Origin of the sequence: Sphingorhabdus sp., from assembly GCF_044357595.1 — a bacterium.
Classification (GTDB): domain Bacteria; phylum Pseudomonadota; class Alphaproteobacteria; order Sphingomonadales; family Sphingomonadaceae; genus Sphingorhabdus_B.
The window spans coordinates 1-3,163 of record NZ_JBIKPH010000193.1 but is presented as its reverse complement, the minus strand read 5'-3'; the positions used below and the strand labels follow the sequence as shown (position 1 = coordinate 3,163).

Here is a 3,163-nt window from a genome sequence, read left to right as displayed (position 1 = left end):
TATATCAATGCGTCATGGACGTTGAAGACCGATATCGTCGCTGATTATGTCTGCCGCTTGCTTTGGAAAATGGACGATAAAAACGCGCTTGTGGCAACACCGGTTCTTGATGATCCCGATATGCCAAAGCTGCCATTCGTAACCGATTTTAGCTCTGGCTATTTCGCACGTAGTTTCGACTCATTGCCCAAAAATGGTGATCGTCATCCATGGCGGGTTCTGCAAAATTATACGGCTGAGAAGAAAATTCTGACCCAAGATCCGGTTGACGATGGCGTTATGATATTTTCAGCGCCCGCCTTCGCTGGCGCACATCGGGAAGCCGAAGAGACTTTGATCGCAGCGGAATGATGCGCTCTGACGGGCGCTTATAACGCCCGTCAGCTGTCCTGGGCAGCAAAGCCGAATAGCCGCAGCCATTTGCTCGGGCTGTTCGGTGCAGGGGTTGGACGTGCGATAGCCCGGTGTTTGCAATCATAACCATGCACATAAAAAATGCGGGAGATTTCTAAAACTTCTCCCGTTCGCGTGTCATTGCCGCTATCGCTGCGTATATGCAGTATGACACTTTAATTCAGCCTGACAACGGGCAGGCCGCCACCCTCATTCATGTGACCGACAAAAGCCGATTTGAAGCGTGGCTTGCGCTTCAACCTGATGCCGTGCGCACTGCGGTCAAGGCACAGAAGTTCGAAGGTGGCGCCAACGATATAGCTATCTTGCCCGCTGATAAACCGGGCGAATGGTCTGTGGCGGCGGGTGTTACTGATGTTTCGGCACCGGGCTTGTGGCATTTGGCAAAGCTGGCGGACAGCTTGCCCGAAGGTACATATCGGCTGGCCGATTATGATGCCAGCGAGGCTATGCTTGGCTGGATGCTGGGGCAATATCGCTACCATGAATATCTGAGCGAACCAAAGCTGACCGGGCCACGGGTTTTGTTGGTGAAGGAGCCTGCGCGCATTGCCATGGCCGCGTTGCAGGCAACCGCGACGGCATTGGTGCGCGACCTTGTGAACCGGCCAGCGGGGGACCTTGGGCCAAACGCGCTGGAGGCGGAGGCAAAACGGATCGCAAAGGCGCATACGGCGGAGGTTACGGTGACGGCGGGCGAGCCTCTGGAAACCGGCTATCCGCTCATTCACGCGGTTGGCAAGGCGGCCATGCGTGAACATGCGCCGCGTCTTATTGAGCTTGAGTGGGGCGACCCGCGCCACCCGCGTATTGCGATTGTGGGCAAGGGCATTACCTTCGACACTGGCGGGTTGGATATCAAGCCTTCGACGGGCATGCGCTTGATGAAAAAGGATATGGGCGGCGCGGCGCATGCATTGGCGCTGGCCGAGCTGATCATGGCGGCGCATTTGCCCGTTCGTTTACATATACTTGTGGCCGCTGCAGAAAACAGCATATCGGGCAACGCCATGCGGCCGGGCGATATCATTAAAAGCCGCAAGGGCATTACCGTTGAAATCGACAATACCGATGCCGAAGGACGCTTGGTACTGGCCGACGCGCTGACCAAAGCGATGGAAGATAAGGCGGAACTGATCATTGATTTCGCCACGCTGACCGGTGCGGCGCGTGTCGCGCTTGGGCCAGACCTACCGGCAATGTTCAGCAATGATGACAGCGTCTCGATTGGCCTGCTTGCCGCATCGAAAGCGGCGACGGACCCCTTATGGCACATGCCACTTTGGGCGCCATATATGGAAATGCTCGATAGCGACATCGCCGACATGTCGAACAGTGGCGGCGGATTTGCAGGCGCAGTTACCGCCGCGTTGTTTTTGCAGAAATTTGTCCCCGACAATGTGCCTTGGGTGCATCTTGATACATTCGCCTGGCGACCCAGCAGCAAGCCCGGCAGGCCAAAGGGTGGAGAGGCCCTTGGATTGCGTGCGGTCTTCCGCTATCTGGCGGAAACATATCCGGCGCGATAGGGTGCCATAAATCATTTGATGTGTTCCCGGACCTAGGCGCGGGAACATGGTCGCAGGGCAGGGACATAAACAGTTGGTAGACGGTCATATACAGGCGGGTGAACGGCCTATTTATACATTAAGCGGGCATAGCCTTGTGGGAGATAAGCGCACAACGCCGATCCGTGGCGACCTTGCCGATATCAGTCTGGCCGGAAAGTTGTTTGCGCCGCATTATGCGGTGCCCATGCTGCGCACCGGTATTGCGCCGGTAACTGAAATTTATGCCGAGGCCCATGCGACCTCAATGCCCGTCAGCGCGCTTATGCATGGCGAGGAATTTGCCGTTCTTGATGTCGCGGGTGACTGGGCATGGGGCTATTGCCTGCACGACAATTATTTGGGCTATGTCCGCTTTGCCGAGCTCGGCGATGATTTTGACGCAACGCATATTGTCAGCGCCGCAGCGACGTTATTGGTGGCTGCGCCATCGGCCAAAGCGCGCGTCCTCGCGCGCTACCCAATGGGCGCGCAATTGCTGTGTGGCGCGCCGAGCGAATGTGGCAATTATCTGGCGTGCGAAAATGGATTTGTGCCGCGCGCGCATCTGTCGGAAATTGGAAGCGTCGCAGCGTCGCCCGCTGATTTGGCTGAGCAGTTGATCGGCACGCCCTATAGCTGGGGCGGACGTAGTGGCAATGCCATTGATTGCTCTGGCCTAGTGCAGTTGGTCTTTGGCTTAAAGGGCATTATGGCCCCACGCGATGCGGATATGCAGCAAGCGGATTTTGGCGCGGATTTGCCAGAAGGCGCAGCGCTGCAGCGCGGTGACCTGGTTTTCTTCCCGGGGCATGTTGGGATCATGGCGGACGCCGAAAACATCATTCACGCCAATGGCACCGCAATGGCGGTCAGTGTCGAGCCATTGGCCGATGCAGCTGCGCGTTTTGCCGAGCATGCGGCCGCGATATTGGCACGTAAGCGGGTTGCGTTTTGAACAAATCTATCTTCATCGACGGGGCAGCGGGCACCACTGGGCTTGAGATCGCCGACCGGCTTGCTGGACGCGCAGAGTTTACGCTTATCACGCTCGACGATGACAAGCGCAAAGACCCCGCCGCCAAGCGCGAAGCATTGAACGACGCCGATTTCGTCATCCTCTGCTTGCCAGATGATGCCGCGAAAGAGGCGGTGGCCATGACCACGTCCAGCCACACCCGAATCATTGATGCATCGACCGC

The 3,163-nt window shown here is 57.2% G+C and carries 2 protein-coding genes and 2 pseudogenes; all 4 read left to right on the top strand.

What is annotated here, in order from left to right; translation table 11 throughout:
- A pseudogene (locus ACIQ2T_RS12815) lies at nt 1–351 on the top strand (FAD-containing monooxygenase EthA); the annotation flags it as partial.
- Nucleotides 352–554: 203 nt separating this feature from the next.
- Nucleotides 555–1,943, top strand: coding sequence for a leucyl aminopeptidase family protein (locus tag ACIQ2T_RS12810; RefSeq protein WP_397591140.1), 1,389 nt, complete (start codon nt 555–557; stop codon nt 1,941–1,943).
- Between the two features lie 46 nt (nt 1,944–1,989).
- Entirely contained in the window at nt 1,990–2,919 is a 930-nt protein-coding gene (locus ACIQ2T_RS12805) for an NlpC/P60 family protein (protein WP_397591139.1), read from the top strand.
- A pseudogene (locus ACIQ2T_RS12800) lies at nt 2,916–3,163 on the top strand (N-acetyl-gamma-glutamyl-phosphate reductase); the annotation flags it as partial. The gene ACIQ2T_RS12805 and the pseudogene ACIQ2T_RS12800, both read left to right, overlap by 4 nt.